This window comes from Enterobacter sp. Bisph1, assembly GCF_000814905.1.
Taxonomy (GTDB): Bacteria; Pseudomonadota; Gammaproteobacteria; order Enterobacterales; family Enterobacteriaceae; genus Kosakonia.
In genome coordinates, this window is sequence record NZ_JXAG01000021.1 from 1 (window position 1) to 25,407 (window position 25,407).

The following is a 25,407-nucleotide window of genomic DNA, read 5'->3' on the forward strand; positions in this document are numbered from 1 at the left end:
CTGGTTAGAGCACAGCACTCATAATGCTGGGGTCACAGGTTCGATTCCCGTCGTAGCCACCATATAAAGGTGTAATGTTTCAGGACATTAAACCGAAAAAAGATTTGTTGGGGTATCGCCAAGCGGTAAGGCAGTGGATTCTGATTCCACCATCCCGAGGTTCGAATCCTCGTACCCCAGCCATCTTCAAGACGTTTGCTTTTGCGAACGCACTTTTGGGGTATCGCCAAGCGGTAAGGCAGTGGATTCTGATTCCACCATTCCGAGGTTCGAATCCTCGTACCCCAGCCAACAAAACAAAAAAGCTCGCTTCGGCGGGCTTTTTTGTTTTTATCACACGCAAAATCCGGCGGCGCGCTCGCCGCCCGTTACTACAACCCTAAAGCATATTTCAGCGCCTGACGTTTCAACACGCCAGCTCGCGCCGCCGCCATCAGACCGAGATTGCGCAGCAGCCGCACCGGCCCCAGTGAGTTGCTGAACCCGGCGTAAAAAAGATCCATCCCGCTTTGCATAATGAAATTATCGGCCATACGGCGCATCTGATAACGCTTTAACACCCCAAAACTGGACCAGGCTTCTCCATGTGTACGCGCGCTGGATAATACATCCAGCAAAGCCTCCACATCGCGATATCCCAGGTTTACCCCCTGCCCCGCCAGCGGATGAATGGTATGCGCCGCGTCGCCCACCAGCGCAAGACCTGAACGCACGTATTGCAACGCATGGCGGCGAGCCAGCGGGAACGAGGCAGCAGCCACCGGTTTAACCGCGCCCAGCCGCGTCGGGAAATGGCGGCCGATCTCCTGCTCCAGCTGCGCCATAGTTAACGTCTGCAATTGGCGAATGCGCGCGGGTGTGTCATACCACACCAGTGAAGCCCAGTTATCATACAGCGGTAAAAAGGCGCGCGGCCCCGCCGGCGTAAAATGTTGCCAGGTGCTATCCCCCGCTTCGCTCGCGCACTGCGCGGTAATCAGCATGCAGGATTGCTGATATTGCCAGGCGTGAATGCCAATCCCCGCAGCCTGTCGCACCCATGAATTGGCACCATCGGCACCGACCACCAGTTTTGCCGTCAGCGTTTCGCCATCGGCGAAGGTTAATTGTTGGCGATCGCCCTCGGCACGTAGCGCTGATAATGCATCGCCGGTTCGGAGCGTCACCTGTGGGTGCGCCTGTAACGCATCCCATAGCGCGCGCTGGAGCACGCTGTTTTCGACCATATACCCGAGCAGCGGTAATTTAAGCTCGCGGGCGTCAAACAGCACATGGGCGTTTTCCCACTCCCAGGTTTCCAGCTGTCGATACGGGTGGCAGCGCATCGCCTGAATGCTCTCCCAGACGCCCAACCCACGCAGCAACGCCACCGAGGCAGCGCTTATCGCCGAAATACGCACATCCGGCTGCGCCGTTGCATCAAAGGCCGCTGGTTCGCTTTTTTCAATCACGGTCACCGCAAAACCCTGCTGCGCCAGCCCCAGCGCCAGCGCCCCGCCGACCATACCGCCGCCAACGATGGCAACGTCAGTGGATTGATTTGTCATGGCTAATAGTCCTTGAACAAGAATGCCTTAAGTTTACCGGATTTTTTACTCCTTGAGGCTGACAACCGTCATACTGGTCAGCGCGCGACCAAAGCATTACAATACGCGGCCTGCAATCCTGGCTGATCCCCGTCATACTCAGGGTAAACGAACTTAAGCAAGAGCAAGTCGATGACAAAAAAACTCCATATTAAAACCTGGGGCTGTCAGATGAACGAATACGATTCATCAAAGATGGCCGATCTGCTGGATGCCACACACGGCTATCAACTGACCGAAGTGGCGGAAGAGGCGGATGTGCTGCTGCTTAATACCTGCTCAATCCGTGAAAAAGCGCAGGAAAAAGTGTTCCATCAGCTGGGCCGCTGGAAGCTGCTGAAAGAGAAAAATCCGGATCTAATTATCGGTGTCGGCGGCTGCGTGGCATCGCAGGAAGGTGAACATATTCGCCAGCGCGCGCACTATGTTGATATTATTTTTGGGCCGCAAACTCTGCACCGCCTGCCGGAAATGATCAACTCCGTGCGCGGTACCCGCAGCCCGGTGGTGGATATCAGTTTCCCGGAGATTGAAAAATTCGATCGCCTGCCGGAACCGCGCGCCGATGGCCCAACCGCTTTTGTATCGATTATGGAAGGCTGTAACAAATACTGTACTTACTGCGTGGTGCCTTATACCCGCGGTGAAGAGGTCAGCCGTCCTTCCGACGATATCCTGTTTGAAATTGCCCAACTGGCGGCCCAGGGCGTACGCGAAGTGAACCTGCTCGGGCAGAACGTTAACGCCTGGCGCGGCGAGAACTTCGACGGCAGCGTCGGCACCTTTGCGGAGCTGCTGCGCCTGGTGGCGGCGATTGATGGTATCGACCGCATTCGTTTTACCACCAGCCATCCGATTGAGTTCACCGATGACATTATCGACGTCTATCGCGACACGCCAGAGCTGGTGAGCTTCCTGCATCTGCCGGTACAGAGCGGCTCCGATCGCATTCTCAATCTGATGAGCCGCACCCATACCGCGCTGGAGTACAAAGCGATTATCCGTAAGCTGCGTGAAGCGCGCCCGGATATTCAGATCAGCTCCGACTTTATCGTTGGCTTCCCGGGTGAAACCACCGAGGATTTTGAAAAGACCATGAAGCTGATTGCCGATGTCAATTTCGACATGAGCTACAGCTTTATCTTCTCCGCCCGCCCGGGTACGCCGGCAGCCGATATGGTTGACGATGTACCGGAAGAGGAGAAAAAACAGCGTCTCTATATTCTGCAGGAACGCATCAACCAGCAGGCGATGGCCTGGAGCCGCCGTATGCTCGGTACTACCCAGCGAATCCTGGTAGAAGGCACCTCGCGTAAAAGCATTATGGAGCTATCCGGCCGTACGGAAAATAACCGCGTGGTGAATTTCGAAGGCAAACCGGAGATGATCGGGAAATTTGTCGACGTGGAAATCGTTGATGTTTACCCGAACTCCCTGCGCGGCGTGCTGGTGCGCACCGAGGAAGAGATGGGCCTGCGCGTGGTGGAATCACCGCAATCCGTCATTGCCCGTACCCGTAAAGAGAACGATCTCGGCGTCGGTCTGTATCAACCATAATACCTCCGGCCTGCCCTTCCGGCAGGCCTTGCTTTTCCTTTCGTCTGACCCAACATCATGCGCAATGCTTGCGACTTCCCGGTATGCCGTGAATAATTCCCTAATGGGCGTAGCCCTCGACACATCGAAAAGAGGAACAGTTTGAACATAGATACGCGTGAAATTACCCTTGAGCCTGCGGACAACGCACGTCTGCTAAGTCTGTGTGGCCCGTTTGATGACAACGTCAAACAACTGGAGCGGCGACTGGGCATCGAAATCAACCGCCGCGATAATCACTTCAAACTCACCGGTCGCGAAATTTGCGTTAGCGCCGCAGCCGACATTTTACGTACCCTGTATGTCGATACCGCCCCGATGCGCGGTCAGATTCAGGATATCGAACCCGAACAGATCCATCTGGCAATCAAAGAAGCGCGCGTGCTGGAACAGAGCGCGGAGAGCGTGCCGGAATACGGCAAAGCGATTCACATCAAGACCAAGCGCGGGGTGATCAAACCGCGTACGCCGAACCAGGCGCAGTACGTCGCCAATATTCTCGATCATGACATCACCTTCGGCGTGGGCCCGGCGGGCACGGGTAAAACCTACCTTGCGGTCGCCGCAGCGGTGGATGCGCTGGAGCGTCAGGAAGTACGCCGTATTCTGCTGACCCGCCCGGCGGTGGAAGCGGGTGAGAAACTCGGCTTCTTACCTGGGGATCTCAGCCAGAAAGTCGATCCCTATCTGCGCCCGCTGTATGACGCGCTGTTTGAGATGATTGGCTTTGAACGTGTGGAAAAGCTGATTGAGCGCAACGTGATTGAAGTCGCGCCGCTGGCCTATATGCGCGGCCGAACGCTCAACGACGCCTTTATCATTCTTGATGAGAGCCAGAACACGACGATTGAACAGATGAAGATGTTCCTGACGCGTATTGGCTTTAACTCGAAAGCGGTGATCACCGGCGATATCACGCAGATTGACCTGCCGCGCAGCACCAAATCCGGCCTGCGCCATGCGATTGAAGTGCTGGCGAACGTCGATGAAATTAGCTTCAACTTCTTCCACAGCGAAGACGTGGTGCGCCATCCGGTGGTCGCCCGCATCGTTATTGCCTATGAAGCCTGGGAAGAAGCGGAACAGAAACGTAAAGCCGAGCTGGCCGCCGAGCGCAAACGCGAAGCCCATGAGCAGGAGCAGAAATGAGCCAGGTGATCCTCGATCTCCAGTTAGCGTGTGAAGATAACAGCGGCCTGCCGCAAGAAGCACAGTTTCAGCACTGGCTGGACGCGGTTATCCCGCAGTTTCAGGAAGAAGCGGAAGTGACCATTCGTCTGGTCGACAATGCGGAAAGCCATGAGCTGAACCTGACTTACCGGGGCAAAGACAAACCCACCAACGTGCTCTCTTTTCCCTTCGAAGCGCCTCCGGGTATCGAACTGCCGCTGCTGGGGGATTTAATTATCTGCCGCCAGGTGGTGGAACAGGAAGCGCAAGAGCAAGGTAAACCGCTGGATGCGCACTGGGCGCATATGGTGGTGCACGGCAGTTTACACCTGCTGGGTTACGATCATATTGCCGATGATGAAGCCGAAGAGATGGAAGGGATCGAGACAGAGATAATGCTTGCTCTGGGCTATGAGGATCCGTACATTTCCGAGAAAGAGTAAGTTGCCGCGCACGAAGGTGCGCGCAATCTGCTAAAAATGCCGTCCGGCGCTGAGTTTACGCGTGACGAGCGACACATTCACTAACACGAGAACCCACACGACGCCATGAGCGACGATAACTCACACAGTAGCGATAACACCACTAGCAAAAAGGGATTCTTCTCCCTTTTACTGAGCCAGCTTTTTCACGGCGAACCCAAAAACCGCGATGAGCTGCTGGAACTGATCCGCGACTCCGGGCAGAACGACCTTATCGATAACGATACGCGCGATATGCTGGAAGGGGTAATGGATATTGCGGACCAGCGCGTTCGCGACATCATGATCCCCCGCTCACAAATGATCACCCTGAAACGCAACCAGACGCTGGACGAATGTCTCGATGTCATTATCGAGTCTGCCCACTCGCGTTTTCCGGTGATCAGTGAAGACAAAGATCACATCGAAGGGATCCTGATGGCGAAGGACTTGCTGCCGTTTATGCGCAGCGACGCCGAAGCGTTCAGTATGGAAAAAGTGTTACGCCCGGCGGTGGTTGTGCCGGAAAGCAAGCGTGTCGATCGCATGCTGAAAGAGTTCCGTTCCCAGCGTTACCATATGGCTATCGTGATTGATGAGTTCGGCGGCGTATCCGGCCTTGTCACTATCGAAGATATTCTTGAACTGATCGTCGGCGAAATCGAAGATGAGTACGACGAAGAAGAGGATATCGATTTCCGCCAGCTCAGCCGTCACACCTGGACGGTACGCGCGCTGGCACCGATAGAAGATTTCAATGAAACCTTTGGTACCCATTTCAGCGATGAGGAAGTGGACACCATCGGCGGTCTGGTAATGCAGGCCTTTGGTCATCTACCGGCACGCGGCGAATCCATTGACATTGATGGTTACCAATTCAAGGTCGCGATGGCCGATAGTCGACGTATTATTCAGGTCCATGTCAGAATGCCGGATGATTCTCCGCAACCGAAACTGGATGAGTAGTGTAAATGGTATTTGCCACCCTTTTTGAGCGCCAGCGCGTACGTCTGCTGCTGGCGTTGTTATTCGGAGCCAGCGGAACGCTGGCTTTTTCTCCTTATGACCTCTGGCCCGCCGCCGTTATCTCCCTGATGGGTTTGCAAGGTTTAACCCTTCATCGCCGTCCGTTACAGGCAGCCTGGATCGGGTATTTCTGGGGGCTTGGCCTGTTTGGCAGCGGCGTACACTGGGTGTATGTCAGTATTGCGCAGTTCGGCGGCATGCCGGGCCCGGTCAATATTTTCATCGTGGCTCTGCTGGCGGCGTATTTATCCCTCTACAGCGGGCTGTTCGCCGGTATTCTGTCGCGCCTGTGGCCACAAACCAGCTGGCTGCGCCTGGCGATTGCCGCGCCCGTGGTGTGGCAAATCAGTGAGTTCCTGCGCGGCTGGGTGCTGACGGGTTTCCCGTGGCTGCAGTTTGGTTATAGCCAGATAGACGGGCCGCTGAAAGGCCTCGCACCGGTGCTGGGCGTAGAAGCGATTAATTTCCTGCTGATGGCGGTTAGCGGTTTGCTGGTACTGGCGCTGGTTCGCCGTAGCTGGCGAGCGCTCGCCGCGGCGCTGGTGCTGTTTGCTCTGCCCTTCCCGCTGCGGTATATCCAGTGGTATCAGCTGCTGCCGGAACGTACCACCCAGGTTTCACTGGTGCAGGGGAATATCCCGCAGTCCATGAAGTGGGATGAAAATCAGCTGCTCAACACCCTGAATATCTACGGTCAGGCCACCGAGCAGGTCATGGGCAAATCCCAGCTGATTATCTGGCCGGAGTCGGCGGTGCCGGATCTGGAAATTAATCAGCAGCGCTATTTAAACGCCATGGATAATCTGCTGCGGGCGAACAACAGCACGCTGATCACCGGGATTGTCGATGCGCGGCTGAATAAGCAAAACCGGTACGATACCTACAACACCATTATTACCCTCGGCAAAGATAACGCCTACAGCTATAGCTCCAGCGATCGCTATAACAAGAACCATCTGGTGCCGTTTGGCGAGTTTGTGCCGCTGGAGTCGATTCTGCGCCCGCTGGCACCGTTCTTCGATCTACCGATGTCCTCATTCAGCCGTGGCGCGTACGTTCAGCCGCCGCTGATCGCGCACGGGCTGAAACTGACGGCGGCGATTTGCTATGAGATCATTCTTGGCGAGCAGGTACGGGATAACTTCCACCCCGATACGGATTTTCTGCTGACTATCTCTAATGATGCCTGGTTTGGTAAATCGATTGGCCCATGGCAACACTTCCAGATGGCCCGCATGCGCGCCCTCGAACTGGCCCGCCCGCTGCTGCGCAGCACCAACAACGGTATTACGGCGGTGATTGGTCCGCAGGGTGAGATTCAGACCATGATCCCGCAGTTTACTCGCCAGGTACTGACGACAAACGTCACGCCAACGACAGGCCTCACGCCGTACGCTCGTGCGGGTAACTGGCCGCTGTGGATCATTACCGCGCTGCTGGGCTTTGGCGCGCTGGTGATGAGTCTGCGTCAGCGCCGCCGTTAATCCTACATACTTCGCCCGGTAGCGCAGTGCCTGCCGGGCTTTTTCCCCCCTTACTCTGCAATTTCCCCAGAAGCCATTTATGGCATGCCGTTTGCTTATAGTAATCAGGTGGCTTTGAAATCCGCTGACGGGCAAGCATCTCGCACCGACAGCGATCGGTAGCAGCACTATTCTGGTGCAACGGAAGATTTTTGCCTCTAAACGGTGCGGCGCGCCTCGCAAAAATAAACAATACCGCAGCAAAATCTTTACATTAAGCCAGACTAAATGTAACAAACACAACTGCACACAAATGTCGCAGAAAAAAAACAACACAATACACACAACGGGTATCAACTGGCGTCTCTGGCGCTGACGATAAAGGAGTCTGGATATGCAATTACGTAAACTGGCCGCCGCGATGCTGGTGATGGGACTGTCCGCCGGTCTGGTGCACGCTGAAGATGCAAAACCTGCCGACGCCGCCGCGCCGGCCGATCAACAAGCTACGCTGGATAAAATTGCTAAAAACGGCGTTATCGTCGTAGGCCACCGTGAATCTTCCGTACCGTTCTCCTATTACGATAACGAACAGAAAGTAGTGGGCTATTCTCAGGATTACTCCAACGCTATCGTTGAAGCAGTAAAGAAAAAGCTTAACAAGCCGGATCTGGCGGTGAAGCTTATTCCTATCACCTCGCAAAACCGTATTCCGCTGCTGCAAAACGGCACTTTCGACTTTGAATGTGGCTCCACCACCAACAACGTTGAGCGCCAGAAACAAGCCGCCTTCTCTGACACCATTTTCGTCGTCGGAACGCGTCTGCTGACCAAAAAAGGCGGGCCTGTCAAAGATTTCGCCGACCTGAAAGGCAAAGCCGTGGTCGTCACCTCCGGCACCACCTCGGAAATTCTGCTTAACAAGCTGAACGACGAGAAGAAAATGGAGATGCGCATTATCAGTGCCAAAGACCATGGTGACTCGTTCCGTACCCTCGAAAGCGGCCGCGCCGTGGCCTTTATGATGGATGATGCGCTGTTAGCGGGCGAACGTGCGAAGGCGAAAAAACAGGACAACTGGGAGATCGTCGGCACGCCGCAATCAAAAGAAGCTTACGGCTGCATGCTGCGTAAAAACGATCCGGAGTTTAAAAAGCTGATGGATGAAACCATCGCTCAGATGCAAACCTCCGGTGCGGCGGAAAAATCCTTCACCAAATGGTTTAAGAACCCAATTCCGCCAAAAAACATGAACCTTAATTTCGATCTCTCTGACGATATGAAAGCGCTGTTCAAAGAACCGAATGACAAAGCTCTGAACTAATTAAAACCATTAGGGGCGGGTGCGCCTGCCCTCTCGATTGTCGAAGCAGCACGGACAGACTATACGCTGAGTGGTCGTTCCCCACCCGGCGAGAAAACTCGCTCTTCATACAATCTTCGAGGGTAGCGCTGCTACCCTTTTTTTCCGGAGTAGATTTATGTCCATAGACTGGAACTGGGGAATATTCCTGCAACAGGCCCCGTTCGGCAACACCACCTATCTTGGCTGGCTATGGAGTGGTTTTCAGGTCACTATCGCCCTTTCCGTGACGGCCTGGATTATCGCTTTTCTTGTAGGCTCTCTGTTTGGCATCCTGCGAACCGTTCCCAACCGTCTCCTGTCCGGCATTGGCACTTTATATGTCGAACTGTTCCGTAACGTGCCGCTGATTGTGCAGTTCTTTACCTGGTATCTGGTGGTGCCAGAACTGCTGCCGGAAAATCTCGGCATGTGGTTTAAATCGGAACTGGACCCCAATATTCAGTTCTTCCTCTCGTCGATGATCTGCCTCGGGCTGTTTACCGCCGCCCGCGTCTGTGAGCAGGTGCGTGCCGCGATTCAGTCGCTGCCGCGCGGGCAAAAAAACGCCGGTCTGGCAATGGGGCTGACCCTAACGCAAACCTACCGTTATGTATTACTGCCGAATGCGTACCGGGTAATTGTGCCGCCGATGACCTCAGAGATGATGAACCTGGTGAAAAACTCCGCCATCGCCTCGACCATTGGGCTGGTGGATATGGCGGCGCAGGCGGGGAAATTACTCGATTACTCCGCCCACGCGTGGGAATCGTTTACCGCCATCACCGTCGCCTATGTGCTGATAAACACCCTGATTATGGTGGTGATGAACCTTGTTGAACGCAAAATTCGCCTGCCGGGCAATATGGGGGGCAAATAATCATGTACGAGTTTGACTGGAGTTCAATCGGGCCTGCACTGCCCTATCTGCTGGCGGGGCTTCTCGTCACCCTGAAGATCACGGCGATTGCCATTGTGGTCGGTATCATCTGGGGAACGCTGCTGGCGGTGATGCGTCTGTCGACCTTTGCCCCGCTACGCTGGTTTGCCAAGAGCTACGTGAACGTATTCCGCTCCATTCCGTTAGTGATGGTGCTGCTGTGGTTTTACCTGATCGTACCGGGCTTTCTGCAAAACGTGCTGGGACTTTCTCCGAAAACCGATATCCGGCTGATCTCTGCGATGGTGGCCTTCTCAATGTTTGAAGCGGCTTACTATTCAGAAATTATTCGCGCCGGTATCCAGAGTATCTCTCGCGGGCAGTCGAGCGCCGCGCTGGCGCTGGGTATGACGCACTGGCAGTCGATGAAATTAATTATTTTGCCGCAGGCGTTTCGCGCCATGGTGCCGCTGCTGCTTACGCAGGGGATCGTGCTGTTCCAGGATACCTCGCTGGTCTATGTGCTGAGCCTCGCGGACTTCTTCCGCACCGCCTCGACGATTGGCGAGCGTGACGGTACGCAGGTCGAAATGATCCTGTTTGCCGGTGCAGTCTATTTTGTTATCAGTCTTAGTGCTTCGCTGTTGGTCAGCTGGCTGAAGAAAAGGACCGTCTAATGATTTCCCTGAAAAATGTTTCTAAATGGTATGGTCACTTTCAGGTGTTGACCGATTGCTCCACCGAAGTGAAAAAAGGCGAAGTAGTGGTGGTTTGCGGTCCGTCGGGCTCGGGCAAATCGACCCTGATTAAAACCGTTAACGGCCTCGAACCGGTGCAGAAAGGCGAGATTGTCGTCAACGGCACCAAAGTGAATGATAAGAAAACCAACCTCGCGGAGTTGCGCTCCCACGTCGGTATGGTGTTCCAGCACTTTGAGCTGTTCCCGCACCTGTCGATCATTGAGAACCTGACGCTGGCGCAGGTAAAAGTGCTAAAACGCGACAAAGCTGCCGCCCGCGACAAGGGGCTGAAGCTGCTGGAGCGCGTCGGGCTGTCGGCGCATGCCAATAAGTTCCCGGCGCAGCTTTCAGGCGGTCAGCAGCAGCGCGTGGCGATTGCCCGCGCGCTGTGTATGGATCCGGTGGCGATGCTGTTTGATGAACCGACGTCGGCTCTCGACCCGGAGATGATCAACGAAGTGCTGGATGTGATGGTCGAACTGGCGAACGAAGGGATGACCATGATGGTGGTTACCCACGAAATGGGCTTCGCGCGCAAAGTGGCCAGCCGGGTGATCTTTATGGATGAGGGGAAAATTGTCGAAGATTCAGCGAAAGACGCCTTCTTCGACAATCCGAAATCGGAACGGGCGAAAGACTTCCTCGCGAAAATTCTGCATTAATAACAGGCGCCTGCCCCTATTGGGCAGGCGCTCTCTGTTAGGGTTCAAACGGGCGACGCTGGAACTGATCGTGGCCGCATTTCGGACAGAGCGGCAAGATATCCGGCGTATAAACCGCCAGATGGAAATGACACTTTTCACACACCAGATTCCCCAGCCCCACCACTTCACCGCTGTGGTAGACACCGTGATGATTGAGATCCTGGAAAACTTCGCGCCATTCAAGCTGCGTTTTATCGGTAATATCCGCTAATTCCTGCCAGATACTCTCTTTAATCACCCGCATAAAGACGCTGTCGGTCACCTCTTCCTGACTTTCACTGTAGCTGCGGGCAAACTCCTCCAGATCGCGGCGGATAGCCCGCATCAGCTCGTCAACTTCGGTATGCGTTAACTCACCGGTCCTGGCGACGTGCTGGCGCGCCTGTTCAACCAATGCGTCAATATCACGCTCTCCATTGCGCAAGCGTTCGGTCAATGTCGCCACCTGTTGACGGTAAAAATGAGCAACCTTGTTCATCGTTTCACCTCCCGGTTCAGTAACTCTCTCTAATGGTAGACGTTATTTGCAACTGCCAGTGCCGACTCACCCGCACAGTTGGCAAAAAGTTGTCGGCGAAAAGGCACGGCAATTTCGTCCCCGCGTCGCGGAAAGGCTGTTTTGAGAGTGGCGTTTGGGCTATGCTATGCCTTTCGAAAAATCACGTCACAACGCTACATTTGTAGCTGTAGCAAAAACAGGACTACTGGCTGCCATGCAAGAGCAATACCGCCCGGAAGAGATAGAATCCAACGTACAGCGCCACTGGGAAGAGAAGCGCACATTTGAAGTCACCGAAGACGAGAGCAAAGAGAAATACTATTGCCTGTCAATGCTGCCCTATCCTTCTGGCCGACTACACATGGGCCATGTCCGTAACTACACCATCGGCGATGTGATTTCCCGCTACCAGCGCATGCTGGGCAAAAACGTGCTGCAGCCGATTGGCTGGGACGCATTCGGCCTGCCGGCGGAAGGCGCGGCGGTAAAAAATAACACCGCACCGGCACCCTGGACCTACGACAATATCGCCTACATGAAAAACCAGCTCAAAATGCTGGGCTTCGGTTATGACTGGAGCCGCGAGCTGGCGACCTGTACCCCGGAATATTACCGCTGGGAACAAAAATTCTTCACAGAGCTTTACAAAAAAGGGCTGGTGTATAAGAAAACGTCGGCGGTGAACTGGTGCCCGAATGACCAGACGGTGCTGGCAAACGAGCAGGTGATCGACGGCTGCTGCTGGCGCTGCGACACCAAAGTTGAGCGTAAAGAGATCCCGCAGTGGTTTATCAAAATCACCGCCTACGCCGACGAACTGCTGAACGACCTGGATAATCTGGACCACTGGCCGGATACCGTTAAAACCATGCAGCGTAACTGGATTGGCCGTTCCGAAGGTGTGGAAATCACCTTTGACGTGCAGGACAGTGAGCAGAAACTGACGGTCTACACTACCCGCCCGGACACCTTTATCGGCGCGACTTACCTGGCCGTTGCGGCGGGTCATCCGCTGGCGCAGCAGGCAGCGGCGAACAAACCGGAGCTGGTTGCCTTTATTGACGAGTGCCGTAATACCAAAGTTGCCGAAGCAGATATGGCGACAATGGAGAAAAAAGGCATTGATACCGGCCTGAAAGCTATTCACCCATTGACCGGCGAAGCGATTCCGGTATGGGCGGCAAACTTTGTGCTGATGGAGTACGGCACCGGCGCGGTGATGGCCGTTCCGGGTCACGATCAGCGCGATTACGAGTTCGCCACCAAATACGACCTGCCGATTAAACCGGTTATTCTCAATGCGGACGGCACAGCGCCGGATCTCAGCGAGCAGGCAATGACCGAAAAAGGCGTGCTGTTTAACTCCGGCGAATTCGACGGTCTCGACTTTACCGCTGCCTTCAACGCCATTGCTGACAAGCTGGCGGCGAAAGGCGTGGGCGAGCGTAAAGTGAACTTTCGTCTGCGCGACTGGGGCGTTTCCCGTCAGCGTTACTGGGGCGCACCGATCCCGATGGTGACGCTGGAAGACGGTACTGTGATTCCAACGCCAGAAGAAAACCTGCCGGTGATCCTGCCGGAGGATGTGGTGATGGACGGTATCACCAGCCCGATTAAAGCCGATCCTGAGTGGGCGAAAACCACCGTTAACGGCCAGCCTGCGCTGCGTGAAACCGACACTTTTGACACCTTTATGGAGTCTTCCTGGTACTACGCGCGTTACACCTGCCCGCAATACAGCGAAGGTATGCTCGACCCGAAAGCGGCGAACTACTGGCTGCCGGTTGATATCTACATCGGCGGTATCGAACACGCCATTATGCACCTGCTCTACTTCCGCTTCTTCCACAAGCTGATGCGCGACGCGGGCATGGTCAACTCTGACGAACCAGCCAAACAGCTGCTGTGTCAGGGTATGGTACTGGCGGACGCGTTTTACTACGTGGGTGTAAACGGCGAGCGTAACTGGGTTTCGCCGAAAGACGCTATCGTTGAGCGCGACGAGAAAGGCCGCATTGTTAAAGCGACAGACCCGGCAGGCCACGAGCTGGTGTATACCGGCATGAGCAAAATGTCCAAGTCGAAAAACAACGGTATCGACCCGCAAGAGATGGTTGAACGTTACGGCGCGGACACCGTACGTCTGTTTATGATGTTTGCTTCACCGGCCGATATGACGCTGGAGTGGCAGGAGTCCGGCGTGGAAGGGGCTAACCGCTTCCTGAAACGCGTCTGGAAGCTGGTGTATGAACACACCTCGCAGGGTCCGGTAAGCGCGCTGGATGTGGCGGCGTTAAGTGAAGATCAGCAGGCCCTGCGTCGTGACGTGCACAAAACTATCGCCAAAGTATCCGATGATATTGGCCGCCGTCAGACCTTCAACACCGCCATCGCGGCGATTATGGAGCTGATGAACAAGCTGGCAAAAGCGCCGCAGGAGAGCGAACAAGATCGCGCGCTGCTGCAGGAAGCACTGCTGGCCGTCGTGCGTATGCTTAACCCGTTCACCCCGCACGCCAGCTTTACCCTGTGGCAGGAGCTGGGCGGCGAAGGCGATATCGACAATGCGCCATGGCCGGTAGCTGACGAAAAAGCGATGGTGGAAAACACTACGCTTGTGGTCGTACAGGTCAACGGTAAAGTGCGTGGTAAAATTACTGTTGCCGTCGACGCGACGGAAGAACAAGTGCGTGAACGCGCAGGCCAGGAACATCTGGTAGCAAAATATCTTGATGGCGTTACCGTGCGTAAAGTGATTTACGTACCGGGTAAACTGCTTAATCTGGTCGTTGGCTAAGCGCGGGAGGAAGCGTGCGATATTTGGCAACATTGTTCATATCACTGGCGGTGTTAATCACCGCCGGTTGTGGCTGGCATTTGCGAAGCACCACTCAGGTGCCGAGCGAAATGAAAACCATGTTCTTTGACTCCAGCGATCCGAATGGCCCGCTGAGCCGCGCCATCCGCAGCCAGCTGCGTTTGAACGGCGTCGAAATTCTGGATAAAACCTCCACACGTAAAGACGTGCCGTCTCTGCGTCTGGGGGCGGTGGCCGTTTCCCGTGATACCGCTTCTGTATTCCAGGATGGTCGTACCGCGGAATATCAAATGGTCATGAGCGTGAACGCCACCGTATTGATCCCGGGTCATGATATCTACCCGATCAGTACCCATGTTTACCGCTCCTTCTTTGATAACCCGCAAACGGCGCTGGCGAAAGCCGCAGAACAGGAAATGATCGTTCAGGAGATGTACGACAAAGCCGCCGAACAGCTGATTCGTAAACTGCCTGGCGTGCATACGCAGGATGCGAAAAACACGCATAATGCCGTCTCCACAACGCCGGCCTCTACGTCGGCGCAACCGGGTAGCTAATGCTCAGGTTGTATTCGGAACAACTCCGCGCGCAGCTTAATGAAGGGCTGCGCGCGGCGTATTTATTATTGGGTAACGATCCGCTGCTATTGCAAGAGAGCCAGGACGCCATACGCCAGGCCGCTCAGCAGCAGGGCTTTACCGAACACCACAGCTTTACGCTGGATAACAGCACTGACTGGGATGAGATTTTCTCCCTCTGCCAGGCAATGAGCCTGTTCTCCAGCCGCCAGACCTTACTACTGCAATTGCCTGAAAATGGTCCCAATGCCGCCCTCAACGAACAGCTGGTAAAACTGGTCAGTCTGCTGCATGACGATCTGCTGCTGACGGTGCGCGGAAACAAACTGACCAAAGCGCAAGAAAACGCGGCATGGATAACACAGCTTAATAACCGCGCGGTGCAGGTCAGTTGCCAGACGCCGGAACAGGCGAATTTACCGCGCTGGGTGGCAGCCCGAGCGAAGCAAAACAAGCTGGTGCTGGATGACGCAGCCAATCAGCTGCTCTGCTACTGCTACGAAGGAAATTTGCTGGCGTTGGCGCAGGCGCTGGAACGCTTGTCGCTGCTGTGGCCGGACGGCAAATTAACCCTGCCCCGCGTAGAAAGCGCCGTTAACGACGCTGCGCACTTTACCCCTTTCCACTGGGTCGATGCCCTGCTGGCAGGGAAAAGCAAACGCGCGCTGCATATTCTCACGCAGCTGCGGCTGGAAGCGTGCGAGCCGGTGATTCTGCTGCGCACCGTGCAGCGCGAGTTAATGTTGCTGCTGACGCTGAAACGTCAGTCGGCCCATACGCCACTGCGGGCGCTGTTCGATAAACATCGGGTGTGGCAAAACCGTCGTGGCGTAATGGGCGAGGCAGTTGCACGCCTGAGCCTCGATCAACTGCGTCAGGCCGTCCATCTGTTGAGCCGAATCGAATTGATTGTTAAACAAGATTTTGGCCAGTCGGTATGGGCCGAACTGGAAGGGCTCTCTTTATTGCTCTGTCATAAGGCACTGGCAGACGTTTTTATTGAGGGTTGATATGAATCACTTACAGGCACTGTATGGCGGGACATTCGATCCAATCCATTATGGGCATCTGAAACCGGTGGAAGCGCTGGCCAACCTGATTGGTCTTTCCGGGGTCATTATCATGCCCAATAACGTGCCGCCCCATCGCCCGCAGCCGAAAGCCAGTAGCCAGCAGCGAAAACAGATGGTCGAGCTGGCGATTGCCGACAAACCTCTGTTTACCCTTGACGATCGTGAGCTTCTCAGGGATTCGCCCTCTTACACGGCGCAAACGGTACGCGCCTGGCGTGAAGAGCAAGGCCCGCAGCGCCCGCTGGCGTTTATCATTGGGCTGGATTCCCTGCTGACGTTCCCGAGCTGGTATCAATACGACACCATTCTGGATAACTGCCATCTGATCGTTACCCGCCGCCCAGGTTACCCGTTGACGATGGCGCGCGAGCAGGATCAACAATGGCTCGATGCTCATCTCACTCCCCATGCCGACGAGCTTCACGCCCTCCCCGCCGGTCGGATTTTCATTGCGGAAACCCCGTGGTTTAACATTTCGGCCACGCTGATTCGCGAACGGATTTCCCACGGTGAAGAGTGTGACGATCTGCTGCCCCCGCCGGTGCTGGACTATATTAACCAGCAAGGTTTGTACCGCTAAGCACCGCCGTCATTGCAACGATAAGCCGATTGTTTTCTGCCTCGCTACGCACCGCCACGCGATAATAACGCCCATCCAGCCCAGGATAGTTTGCGCAGCTGCGAATTAAAATATGCCGGGCAAGCAATACCCGCTGTAAATCCAGATTCGGTACATCACAGCGCAAGAAAAGATAGTTCGCCACGCCTGGCCAGACGGTTAATCCCGGCAGGGCGTTTAACGCCGTAAACAGACGCGGGCGCGCCATCGCCAGCCATTGCCAGCTGGCCTGCTGATAGTCGCTATCCTGTAAAATCACCTCCCCCGCCAGCGCAGCAAAGGCATTGATGGACCAGGGCATCTGTGCCTCGCGCATTCGCTGAATCTGCTTTTCGTCGCTGCCCAGCAGATACCCCAGCCGCAAACCCGGTATGGCGTAAAACTTGGTGAGCGAACGCAGTACCCAAACGTGCGGGTTGCGCGCCAGGTGCGGGATAAACCCTTCGCGATCGGCAATAAAATCCATAAACGCTTCATCAAGGATCAGCGTGATACCGAGGGTTTTACAGCGCGCGGCAATGCGATGCAGCAGCTCATCATCCGGCAATAATCCGGTGGGATTATTGGGGGTACAGAGAAACAGGCAATCCAGCTCGGGCGTCAGCGCATTCAGCAGGGCATCCGTTAGTTGCCAACCCTCTTCTTCATGCAGTTGAAAGTCGCTAATCTCACAGCCGACCTGCGTCAGCGCGCGGCGATACTCAGCAAACCCCGGCGTTATCAGCAGCGCTTTACGCGGTTTCAACTGATTTACCAGCATAAAAATCGCTTCCGTCTCGCCGTTGGCTGCGAGGATCCATGCCGCAGGCAACTGGTGATGGGCGGCAAGAACCTGATGCAGACGCTGATATTCCACATCCGGATAGCGTTCGGCGAGAGACAAATTGTCCTGCAACGCACGCTTGAGAGATGGCGGCATACCCGCCGGGTTAATATTGGCACTGAAATCAAGCAGCTGCTCCGCCGGGACGCCTAACAACTCTGCCGCCTCGCGGGTATTACCGCCGTGGGCGCTATGAAATAAAGCCATCTTTCCCTCCGGGCAAAGCCGCTATCTTAAAGGAAAAAGGCGCTCTGTTTGCGACTGCGATGATAAACTTTACGCTGCAATCCAGACGGGAGATAACCATGCGACTCTGGCTAATACGCCACGGCGAAACGGAAGCGAACGTTGCCGGGCTTTATAGCGGTCATTCCCCTACGCCGCTAACGCCAAAAGGGCTGGCCCAGGCACAAACGCTGCACGATTTACTTATTGATGTGCCTTTTGACTATGTGCTCTGCAGTGAACTTGAACGCGCACAACAGACGGTGGCGCGGGTGCTGCACGCGCGCGATCTTAGGGTTCATAACACGGCGCTCCTTAACGAAATGTTTTTCGGCGACTGGGAAATGCGCCATCACCGTGATTTAACCCACGAAGATGCGGAGAGTTACGCCGCCTGGTGTACCGACTGGCAGCATGCCGTTCCCACTAATGGCGAAGGTTTTCAGGCTTTTTCCAGCCGCATTGAGCGGGTGATCTCGCAGGTAAGAGAGTTAAAAAGCGCCTACCACGATGTATTGATCGCCAGCCACCAGGGCGTTTTAAGTCTGCTGATCGCCCGCTTGCTGAATATGCCCGCCGCGTCGCTGTGGCATTTTCGTGTCGATCAGGGGTGCTGGAGCGCGATCGATATCCAGGATGATTACGTCACGTTACGGGTGCTAAATAGTCGGGCAGTTTGGCGTAAAGACGAAACGTAGTCTGTTTTTCGCCCATCCTGTTTAGCGCGCTGATTCGGCCATTGACACGCCCTCACAGGCTGCTATCCTCCGCGCGCAGAGATTGTTTTACAAATTTGGCAATGCATTCGCGCCGCCGGGATGGGATGATAGCCGACTTTTGACGTTGCAGGGCCTCACACACCCCGACAATCAACGCATTTCAGGTATAATGTCAGGCCGTTCATTAACAGTACGTTTTTTAATCACCCCAGGGGGAACACTTGCAGGGTAAAGAACTCCAGGATTTTGTTATCGACAAAATTGATGACCTGAAAGGTCAGGATATCGTCGCCATTGACGTTCAGGGTAAGTCCAGTATCACCGATTGCATGATTATCTGCACCGGTACCTCTACTCGTCACGTTATCTCTATTGCGGATCACGTTGTCCAGGAATCTCGCGCCGCAGGCATGCTGCCGCTGGGTGTCGAAGGTGAAAGCGCCGCCGATTGGGTGGTGGTTGATTTGGGCGATGTGATTGTCCATGTCATGCAGGAAGAGAGCCGTCGCCTGTATGAGCTGGAAAAACTCTGGAGCTAATGCGTGAAACTGCAGCTGGTCGCCGTCGGCACAAAAATGCCGGACTGGGTACAGACAGGTTTTAGCGAATATCTGCGCCGTTTTCCAAAAGATATGCCGTTTGAGCTGATTGAAATTCCGGCAGGAAAGCGCGGCAAGAATGCAGATATTAAACGCATTCTCGACAAAGAGGGTGAACTGATGCTGGCCGCGGCTGGCAAAAACCGCATCGTTACCCTCGATATTCCAGGTAAACCCTGGGATACGCCGCAGCTGGCAAATGAGCTGGAACGCTGGAAGCAAGACGGGCGCGACGTCAGCTTGCTTATCGGCGGGCCGGAAGGGCTTTCCCCGGCCTGTAAAGCGGCGGCAGAACAGAGTTGGTCCCTCTCTGCGCTAACGTTACCTCACCCGCTGGTGCGCGTGCTGGTTGCCGAAAGCCTCTATCGCGCATGGAGTATTACCACCAACCATCCTTATCACCGTGAGTAATGACGAGTCTTGGGTAGATTAAGCAGCGGATGAAATTACAGAGTTCTTTTCGCGACTATACGGCTGAGTCCGCGCTCTTCGTGCGCCGGGCGCTGGTCGCCTTTACAGGGATTTTGCTGCTTACCGGCGTGCTGGTAGCCAATCTTTATAATCTGCAAATCGTTCGCTTTGCGGATTACCAGACCCGCTCCAATGAAAACCGCATTAAGCTGGTGCCCATCGCGCCAAGCCGCGGCATTATCTACGATCGCAACGGTACGCCGCTGGCGCTGAATCGCACCATCTACCAGGTTGAGATGATGCCGGAGAAGGTCGATGACGTGCAGCAAACGCTGGAAGCCCTGCGTGATGTGGTTGACCTGAACGACGACGACATCGCCAACTTTAAAAAAGAGCGCTCGCGCTCGCACCGTTTTACCTCGATCCCGGTAAAAACCAACCTGACGGAAGTGCAGGTGGCGCGTTTTGCGGTCAATCAGTACCGCTTTCCCGGCGTCGAAGTCAAAGGCTATAAGCGCCGCTATTACCCTTATGGTTCCGCGCTGACCCACGTGATTGGCTACGTATCGAAAATTAACGATAAAGACGTCGAGCGGCTGGATAAAGAGGGCAAACTGGCCAACTATGCCGCCACGCATGATATCGGCAAATTGGGTATTGAGCGCTATTACGAAGATGTGCTACACGGCCAGACCGGTTACGAAGAGGTGGAAGTTAACAACCGCGGCCGCGTCATTCGCCAGCTCAAAGAAGTGCCGCCGCAGGCCGGGCACGATATCTATCTGACCCTCGACTTGAAACTGCAGCAGTATATCGAAACGCTGCTTTCTGGCAGCCGTGCGGCGGTGGTGGTTACCGACCCGCGCAATGGCAGCATTCTGGCGCTGGTATCGATGCCAAGCTACGATCCAAACCTGTTTGTTGACGGAATTTCCAGCAAAGATTACTCCTCGTTACTTAACGATCCGAATACGCCGCTTATCAACCGCGCCACGCAAGGGGTTTACCCGCCTGCCTCGACGGTGAAACCGTATGTGGCGGTTTCCGCCCTTAGCGCCGGGGTGATCACACGCAATACCAGCCTGTTCGATCCCGGCTGGTGGCAGTTACCGGGTTCGGAAAAACGCTATCGCGACTGGAAAAAATGGGGTCACGGCCATCTGAACGTCACCAAATCCCTGGAAGAGTCTGCGGATACCTTCTTCTACCAGGTCGCCTACGATATGGGCATCGATCGCCTGGCGGAGTGGATGGGAAAATTTGGCTACGGCCACTATACCGGCATCGATCTTTCTGAAGAGCGCGCCGGGAATATGCCCACCCGCGAATGGAAACTGAAGCGCTTTAAAAAGCCGTGGTACCAGGGCGATACCATTCCCGTGGGTATCGGCCAGGGTTACTGGACCGCGACGCCTATTCAGATGAACAAAGCAATGATGACGTTGATTAACGATGGCAACGTCAAAGTACCGCATCTGCTAATGAGCACCGTGGAAGATGGCAAACAGGTTCCGTGGCAACAACCTGCCCAGCCGCCGGTGGGCGATATTCACTCTGGCTATTGGGAAATCGCCAAAGACGGAATGTATGGGGTGGCTAACCGTCCGAACGGTACCGGCCATAAGTATTTCGCTAATACGCCGTATAAAGCAGCGGCGAAATCCGGTACCGCGCAGGTGTTTGGTCTGAAAGCGAATGAAACCTATAACGCCCACCGTATTGCCGAGCGTCTGCGCGATCATAAATTGATGACCGCTTTCGCCCCTTACGATAATCCGCAGGTCGCCGTGGCGATCATTCTTGAGAACGGCGGCGCAGGTCCGGCGGTAGGTACTATCATGCGCCAGATCCTCGACCATATTATGCTTGGCGATAACAACACCGAACTGCCAGCGGAAGCCCCATCCGCGGCGGCGACGGAGGACCAATAACATGACGGATAATCCGAACAAAAAATCGTTCTGGGATAAAATCCACATCGATCCGATACTGATGCTGATTATCCTCGCGCTGCTGTTTTACAGCGCGATCGTTATCTGGAGCGCCAGCGGCCAGGATATCGGTATGACGGAGCGTAAAATCGGTCAGATTGCCATGGGGCTGATTATCATGGTTATCCTCGCGCAGGTGCCACCGCGCGTGTATGAAGGCTGGGCGCCCTATCTCTATATTTTCTGCGTGATCCTGCTGGTGGCGGTTGATGCCTTCGGCGCTATTTCTAAAGGGGCGCAGCGCTGGCTCGACCTGGGTATCGTACGTTTTCAACCTTCGGAGATCGCCAAAATCGCCGTGCCGCTGATGGTGGCGCGCTTTATCAACCGTGATGTTTGCCCCCCGTCGCTGAAAAACACCGCTATCGCGCTGGCGCTGATTTTTGTACCGACGCTGCTGGTGGCGGCGCAGCCGGATCTCGGTACCTCAATCCTGGTGGTGCTCTCCGGGCTGTTTGTGCTGTTTCTTTCGGGTCTGAGCTGGCGGCTTATCGGCATTGCGGCGGTGCTGATCGCGGCGTTTATTCCGGTGCTGTGGTTCTTCCTGATGCATGATTATCAGCGGCAGCGTGTGATGATGCTGCTCGATCCGGAAACCGATCCCCTCGGCGCGGGCTACCATATTATTCAGTCGAAAATCGCTATTGGCTCCGGCGGCCTGAGCGGTAAAGGCTGGCTGCACGGCACTCAGTCACAGCTGGAGTTTTTGCCCGAGCGCCATACGGACTTTATCTTCGCCGTACTGGCGGAAGAGCTGGGTCTGATTGGGATTCTGATTTTGCTGGCGCTTTATGTGCTGCTGATTATGCGTGGGCTGTGGATTGCCGCCCGGGCGCAAACTACCTTTGGCCGGGTTATGGCCGGCGGTTTAATGTTGATTTTGTTCGTTTATGTGTTCGTAAATATTGGTATGGTGAGCGGTATCTTGCCGGTAGTTGGCGTACCGCTGCCGCTGATCAGCTACGGGGGCTCCGCCCTGATCGTACTCATGGCCGGGTTTGGTATCGTTATGTCGATACATACCCACAGGAAAATGTTGTCAAAGAACGTATAAGAGGTGGGCAATGCGTAAGCAATGGCTTGGGATCTGCATCGCAGCGGGATTACTGGCGGCATGTTCGAACGATGATGGTCAGCAACAGACGGCCGTAGCGCCTCAACCTGCGGTGTGTAACGGTCCTGTCGTTGAAATTAGCGGTGCGGAGCCTCATTACGAAGCGCCTAACGCAACGGCAAATCAGGATTATGAACGCGACGGTAAACGCTACAAGATAGTGCAAAATCAGGCGAACTTTAGCCAGGCCGGGCTGGCGGCTATCTATGATGCCGAGCCGGGCAGCAATTTGACCGCCTCCGGTGAAGCGTTTGATCCGATGCAGCTGACCGCCGCGCACCCGACGCTGCCGATTCCGAGCTACGTGCGCGTCACCAACCTCGCTAACGGCCGGATGATTGTGGTGCGCATTAACGATCGCGGCCCCTACGGTAACGATCGGGTGATCTCCCTGTCGCGCGCGGCGGCGGATCGCCTCAACACATCCAATAACACCAAAGTGCGAATCGATCCGATTATCGTCGCGCAGGATGGTTCTCTCTCCGGTCCCGGCATGGCCTGTACTAAAGTCGCCCAGCAGACCTATGTGTTGCCGGCGCGTCCCGATCTTGGCGGCGGTCTCGGCAGCGTCTCCTCTGCGCCGCAGCCCGTCGCGCCGCAGGCTAATGTGCAGCCGATCAGTAACGATACGCTGAAAAGTGACGATACCGATACCACCGCCGGTGCGCCGGTGCGCAGCGGCGGCTTCCTCGGCGCGCCAACCCCGCTGGCTTCTGGCGTACTTGAAAGCAGCGCCCCAGCCGCTGGCGCTATGCAGCCGGTAACGGCAACCGCGCAGCCTGCGGCTGTTGCCGCTCCCGCTACCGCGGTGACGCCTGCCGCAACCCCGGTCACTCAGAGCGCACCGGCCGCACAGACTTATACGCCTTCGCGCACCTCCCCCGTTACCGCGCCTGGCTCGGTGCAGGGCAGCGTACATACCGCCGTGCCCGCCACCCACGCTGCGGCGGCGACCAGCAGCGCTGCGGCAACCAGCGGCAGCTATGTTGTGCAGGTCGGTGCCGTCAGCGATCAGACCCGTGCCCGCGAGTACCAGCAGCGGCTGGCGCAGCAGTTCGCCGTTCCCGGTCGCGTTACGCAAAATGGCGCAGTCTGGCGCGTACAGTTAGGGCCGTTCAGCAATAAAGCGGACGCCAGCGCGTTACAGCAGCGCCTGCAGAGTGAAGCCCAGCTGCAGTCTTTTGTGGCTAGCGCGCAATAACAAGGCAAGGTAGCCGACTTTGTCAGCTTATGTCAGCAACATTAACAAAGTCATGCTGAAAGTCGGATGCCTGCCGGTAGTGCTTTTGCTATAGTAAGGCACTTTTTTTAAACCCATCACGGATGTCGTTGTTCGACCATGAAGACCACTTTTTCCGTTCGTTTTGTGCAGCGCCTGGCGCTCACCACTGCGCTGGCTGCGGCCTCGCTCTCAGCAGCTCACGCCGATGACCTGAATATCAAAACCATGATCCCTGGCGTTCCGCAAATCGATGCGGAATCCTATATCCTGATCGATTACAACTCAGGCAAAGTGCTGGCGGAGCAAAACGCCGATGCGCGTCGCGATCCGGCAAGTCTGACCAAAATGATGACCAGCTATGTTATCGGTCAGGCAATGAAAGCGGGCAAATTCAAAGACAGCGATCTGGTCACCATTGGTAACGACGCGTGGGCTACCGGCAACCCGGTGTTCCGTGGCTCTTCGCTGATGTTCCTCAAACCGGGGATGCAAGTGCCGGTTTCCCAACTGGTGCGTGGTATTAACCTGCAGTCCGGTAACGATGCTTGTGTGGCGATGGCTGACTATGTCGCCGGGAGCCAGGACGCGTTTGTCGGTTTGATGAACAGCTACGTTACCGCGCTGGGTCTGCAAAACAGTCATTTCCAGACCGTACACGGGCTGGACGCGGACGGTCAGTACAGCTCCGCGCGTGATATGGCGCTGATCGGCCAGGCGCTGATCCGCGACGTGCCAAACGAATACTCGATCTATAAAGAGAAAGAGTTCACCTTTAACGGCATCCGCCAGACCAACCGAAATGGTCTGCTATGGGATAACAGCCTGAACGTGGACGGCATTAAAACCGGCCATACCGATAAAGCAGGTTATAACCTTGTCGCCTCGGCAACCGAAGGCCAGATGCGCCTGATCTCTGCCGTGATGGGCGGACGTACCTTTAAAGGCCGCGAAACCGAGAGCAAGAAACTGCTGACCTGGGGCTTCCGTTTCTTTGAAACCGTCAGCCCGCTGAAAGCCGGTAAAGAGTTCGCCTCAGAGCCCGCGTGGTTTGGCGACAGCGATCGCGCCTCGCTGGGCGTCGATAAAGACGTCTACCTGACGATCCCGCGCGGCCGCATGAAAGATCTGAAAGCAAGCTACGTGCTCAACACCGGCGAACTGCACGCACCGCTGCAGAAAAACCAGGTTGTCGGTTCTATTAACTTCCAGCTGGATGGTAAAACCATCGAGCAGCGTCCGCTGGTGGTGCTGCAGGAGATCCCGGAAGGTAATTTCTTCGGCAAAATCATTGATTACATTAAATTGATGTTCCATCACTGGTTTGGCTAAAAATTGAACACTTGAAAGTGTGATTTACGCCCCCATATACTTAGCATCTCAGAAAAACTCCTGCCCTTACGGCAGGAGTTCTTATTTTTTACGCCGGAGCTGACATGAAAACCAATCTTAAAGAACTGCTTGAATTCCCGACGCCTTTTACTTACAAAGTGATGGGTCTGGCGAAAGCCGAGCTGGTTGATCTGGTGGTTGAAGTGGTACAGCGCCATGCGCCAGGTGATTACTCTCCGCAGGTAAAACCGAGCAGCAAAGGCAATTACCACTCGGTATCCATCACCATCACTGCCACCCATATTGAGCAGGTTGAGACGCTGTACGAAGAGCTGGGCAACATTGAAATTGTTCGTATGGTGCTGTAATTGTTCCTCGCGTTACCCGGAGCCATTCGGGTAACGTTTTCGCTGTGATAT

General features: G+C 55.3%; 24 protein-coding genes and 2 tRNA genes. 23 read left to right on the top strand and 3 right to left on the bottom strand.

What is annotated here, in order from left to right; all coding sequences use genetic code 11:
- The first annotated feature begins 108 nt into the window (after positions 1-108).
- Together RW65_RS01720 and RW65_RS01725 are read left to right on the top strand one after the other, a co-directional pair.
- A tRNA-Gln gene (locus tag RW65_RS01720) sits at positions 109-183 on the top strand.
- Between the two features lie 33 nt (positions 184-216).
- Positions 217-291, top strand: a tRNA-Gln gene (locus RW65_RS01725).
- Between the two features lie 80 nt (positions 292-371).
- On the opposite strand, the gene ubiF is transcribed toward RW65_RS01725, so the two are convergent.
- The gene (gene ubiF, locus RW65_RS01730; RefSeq protein WP_039054924.1) at positions 372-1,547 is read right to left on the bottom strand and encodes a 3-demethoxyubiquinol 3-hydroxylase; all 1,176 of its coding nucleotides are present in this window, start codon (positions 1,545-1,547) and stop codon (positions 372-374) included.
- Between the two features lie 171 nt (positions 1,548-1,718).
- Here ubiF and miaB point away from each other — a divergent pair, with 171 nt between their 5' ends.
- The 9 genes from miaB (at position 1,719) to RW65_RS01775 (ending at position 10,926) form a co-directional block, all read left to right on the top strand.
- The gene (miaB, locus tag RW65_RS01735; protein WP_039054926.1) at positions 1,719-3,143 is read left to right on the top strand and encodes a tRNA (N6-isopentenyl adenosine(37)-C2)-methylthiotransferase MiaB; all 1,425 of its coding nucleotides are present in this window, start codon (positions 1,719-1,721) and stop codon (positions 3,141-3,143) included.
- Positions 3,144-3,284: 141 nt separating this feature from the next.
- Entirely contained in the window at positions 3,285-4,331 is a 1,047-nt protein-coding gene (locus RW65_RS01740; RefSeq protein ID WP_039054927.1) for a PhoH family protein, read from the top strand.
- On the top strand, positions 4,328-4,795 hold the full coding sequence (gene ybeY, locus RW65_RS01745) for an rRNA maturation RNase YbeY (protein WP_039054928.1): 468 nt from the start codon (positions 4,328-4,330) through the stop codon (positions 4,793-4,795). The genes RW65_RS01740 and ybeY overlap by 4 nt, the downstream gene beginning before the upstream one ends.
- A 105-nt stretch (positions 4,796-4,900) precedes the next feature.
- Complete coding sequence (corC, locus tag RW65_RS01750; RefSeq protein WP_039054929.1) at positions 4,901-5,779, top strand: CNNM family magnesium/cobalt transport protein CorC; 879 nt, start codon at positions 4,901-4,903, stop codon at positions 5,777-5,779.
- Positions 5,780-5,784: 5 nt separating this feature from the next.
- Positions 5,785-7,323 (top strand): apolipoprotein N-acyltransferase, encoded by a 1,539-nt coding sequence (lnt, locus tag RW65_RS01755; RefSeq protein ID WP_039054930.1) that lies wholly within the window; start codon positions 5,785-5,787, stop codon positions 7,321-7,323.
- Positions 7,324-7,696: 373 nt separating this feature from the next.
- Positions 7,697-8,626 carry an amino acid ABC transporter substrate-binding protein gene (locus tag RW65_RS01760; RefSeq protein ID WP_039054931.1) on the top strand — a complete coding sequence of 310 codons (930 nt, stop codon included), beginning with the start codon at positions 7,697-7,699 and terminating at the stop codon, positions 8,624-8,626.
- A gap of 157 nt (positions 8,627-8,783) precedes the next feature.
- On the top strand, positions 8,784-9,524 hold the full coding sequence (locus RW65_RS01765; protein WP_039054932.1) for an amino acid ABC transporter permease: 741 nt from the start codon (positions 8,784-8,786) through the stop codon (positions 9,522-9,524).
- Between the two features lie 2 nt (positions 9,525-9,526).
- Positions 9,527-10,201, top strand: a complete 675-nt coding sequence (gltK, locus tag RW65_RS01770) for a glutamate/aspartate ABC transporter permease GltK (RefSeq protein ID WP_039054933.1) — start codon at positions 9,527-9,529, stop codon at positions 10,199-10,201.
- Positions 10,201-10,926 carry an amino acid ABC transporter ATP-binding protein gene (locus RW65_RS01775; protein ID WP_039054934.1) on the top strand — a complete coding sequence of 242 codons (726 nt, stop codon included), beginning with the start codon at positions 10,201-10,203 and terminating at the stop codon, positions 10,924-10,926. The genes gltK and RW65_RS01775 overlap by 1 nt, the downstream gene beginning before the upstream one ends.
- Before the next feature lie 37 nt (positions 10,927-10,963).
- Here RW65_RS01775 and RW65_RS01780 read toward each other — a convergent pair whose 3' ends face one another.
- The gene (locus RW65_RS01780) at positions 10,964-11,446 is read right to left on the bottom strand and encodes a zinc ribbon-containing protein (RefSeq protein WP_039054935.1); all 483 of its coding nucleotides are present in this window, start codon (positions 11,444-11,446) and stop codon (positions 10,964-10,966) included.
- Positions 11,447-11,681: 235 nt separating this feature from the next.
- Here RW65_RS01780 and leuS point away from each other — a divergent pair, with 235 nt between their 5' ends.
- From leuS to nadD, 4 genes are read left to right on the top strand one after another with little or no spacing between them, the layout of a single operon-like run.
- Entirely contained in the window at positions 11,682-14,264 is a 2,583-nt protein-coding gene (leuS, locus tag RW65_RS01785) for a leucine--tRNA ligase (protein ID WP_039054936.1), read from the top strand.
- A gap of 14 nt (positions 14,265-14,278) precedes the next feature.
- Positions 14,279-14,842: an LPS assembly lipoprotein LptE gene (gene lptE / locus RW65_RS01790; RefSeq protein WP_039054937.1), complete on the top strand. Its 564-nt coding sequence runs from the start codon at positions 14,279-14,281 to the stop codon at positions 14,840-14,842.
- The gene (holA, locus tag RW65_RS01795; RefSeq protein WP_039054938.1) at positions 14,842-15,873 is read left to right on the top strand and encodes a DNA polymerase III subunit delta; all 1,032 of its coding nucleotides are present in this window, start codon (positions 14,842-14,844) and stop codon (positions 15,871-15,873) included. The genes lptE and holA overlap by 1 nt, the downstream gene beginning before the upstream one ends.
- Position 15,874: 1 nt before the next feature.
- Entirely contained in the window at positions 15,875-16,516 is a 642-nt protein-coding gene (nadD, locus tag RW65_RS01800) for a nicotinate-nucleotide adenylyltransferase (RefSeq protein ID WP_039054939.1), read from the top strand.
- Here nadD and cobD read toward each other — a convergent pair.
- Positions 16,491-17,585: a threonine-phosphate decarboxylase CobD gene (gene cobD, locus RW65_RS01805; RefSeq protein ID WP_039054940.1), complete on the bottom strand. Its 1,095-nt coding sequence runs from the start codon at positions 17,583-17,585 to the stop codon at positions 16,491-16,493. The genes nadD and cobD overlap by 26 nt on opposite strands.
- Before the next feature lie 98 nt (positions 17,586-17,683).
- Here cobD and RW65_RS01810 point away from each other — a divergent pair, with 98 nt between their 5' ends.
- The 8 genes from RW65_RS01810 (at position 17,684) to ybeD (ending at position 25,356) form a co-directional block, all read left to right on the top strand.
- Positions 17,684-18,301, top strand: a complete 618-nt coding sequence (locus RW65_RS01810; RefSeq protein ID WP_039054942.1) for an adenosylcobalamin/alpha-ribazole phosphatase — start codon at positions 17,684-17,686, stop codon at positions 18,299-18,301.
- Between the two features lie 242 nt (positions 18,302-18,543).
- Positions 18,544-18,861: a ribosome silencing factor gene (gene rsfS, locus RW65_RS01815; protein WP_039054943.1), complete on the top strand. Its 318-nt coding sequence runs from the start codon at positions 18,544-18,546 to the stop codon at positions 18,859-18,861.
- 3 nt (positions 18,862-18,864) lie between these two features.
- A complete protein-coding gene (rlmH, locus tag RW65_RS01820) occupies positions 18,865-19,332 on the top strand; it encodes a 23S rRNA (pseudouridine(1915)-N(3))-methyltransferase RlmH (protein ID WP_017455886.1) in 468 nt (155 codons plus the stop codon).
- Between the two features lie 29 nt (positions 19,333-19,361).
- Positions 19,362-21,263: a peptidoglycan DD-transpeptidase MrdA gene (mrdA, locus tag RW65_RS01825; RefSeq protein WP_039054944.1), complete on the top strand. Its 1,902-nt coding sequence runs from the start codon at positions 19,362-19,364 to the stop codon at positions 21,261-21,263.
- Position 21,264: 1 nt separating this feature from the next.
- On the top strand, positions 21,265-22,377 hold the full coding sequence (gene mrdB / locus RW65_RS01830; protein WP_039054945.1) for a peptidoglycan glycosyltransferase MrdB: 1,113 nt from the start codon (positions 21,265-21,267) through the stop codon (positions 22,375-22,377).
- Positions 22,378-22,387: 10 nt separating this feature from the next.
- On the top strand, positions 22,388-23,638 hold the full coding sequence (rlpA, locus tag RW65_RS01835) for an endolytic peptidoglycan transglycosylase RlpA (RefSeq protein WP_039054947.1): 1,251 nt from the start codon (positions 22,388-22,390) through the stop codon (positions 23,636-23,638).
- 138 nt (positions 23,639-23,776) lie between these two features.
- Entirely contained in the window at positions 23,777-24,988 is a 1,212-nt protein-coding gene (gene dacA / locus RW65_RS01840; protein WP_039054948.1) for a D-alanyl-D-alanine carboxypeptidase DacA, read from the top strand.
- 104 nt (positions 24,989-25,092) lie between these two features.
- Positions 25,093-25,356, top strand: coding sequence for a DUF493 family protein YbeD (gene ybeD, locus RW65_RS01845; protein ID WP_039054949.1), 264 nt, complete (start codon positions 25,093-25,095; stop codon positions 25,354-25,356).
- Positions 25,357-25,407 lie beyond the last annotated feature (51 nt).